1 rRNA gene is annotated in these 798 nt (G+C 53.5%); it reads left to right on the top strand.

Going from position 1 to position 798, the window contains the following annotated elements:
* Positions 1–43 precede the first annotated feature (43 nt).
* Positions 44–798, top strand: a 23S ribosomal RNA gene (locus tag ACNEOT_RS25380); the annotation flags it as partial.

Genomic DNA, 798 nt, shown 5'->3' with positions numbered 1-798 from the left:
TGTGTGTTGTTTGAGAATTGCACAGTGGACGCGAGCATCTTTGTTGTAAGTAATGAAGAGCGTACGGTGGATGCCTTGGCACCAGGAGCCGATGAAGGACGTAGGAGGCTGCGATAAGCCTCGGGGAGCTGTCAACCGAGCTGTGATCCGAGGGTGTCCGAATGGGGAAACCCAGCACGAGTGATGTCGTGTTACCCGCATCTGAATATATAGGGTGTGTGGAGGGAACGTGGGGAAGTGAAACATCTCAGTACCCACAGGAAGAGAAAACAATAGTGATTCCGTGAGTAGTGGCGAGCGAAAGCGGATGAGGCCAAACTTTGTGCGTGTGATACCCGGCAGGGGTTGCGTATGGAGGGTTGTGGGGTTTGCATTGTCGATTCTGCCGGATCGGCCGACAGTGAGAAATTGTGGTGTTAGTCGAAGTGGTCTGGAACGGCCTGTCGTAGAGGGTGAGAGTCCCGTAGACGAAAACACTGCAACTGTTGTTGTGGATACCCAAGTAGCAGCGGGCCCGTGAAATCTGCTGTGAATCTGTCGGGACCACCCGATAAGCCTGAATACTCCCTGGTGACCGATAGCGGACTAGTACCGTGAGGGAAAGGTGAAAAGTACCCCGGGAGGGGAGTGAAATAGTACCTGAAACCGTGCGCTTACAATCCGTCAAAGCTGGTGAACAGTTTACTGTTGCTGGTGATGGCGTGCCTTTTGAAGAATGAGCCTGCGAGTTAGTGGCATGTCGCGAGGTTAACCCGTGTGGGGTAGCCGTAGCGAAAGCGAGTCCGAATAGGGCGTATC

The organism is Rhodococcus sp. 077-4 (genome assembly GCF_047782425.1).
Classification (GTDB): Bacteria; Actinomycetota; Actinomycetes; order Mycobacteriales; family Mycobacteriaceae; genus Rhodococcoides.
Note: the sequence above shows the minus strand (reverse complement) of the source record. Positions and strands in the feature narration are given on the sequence as shown.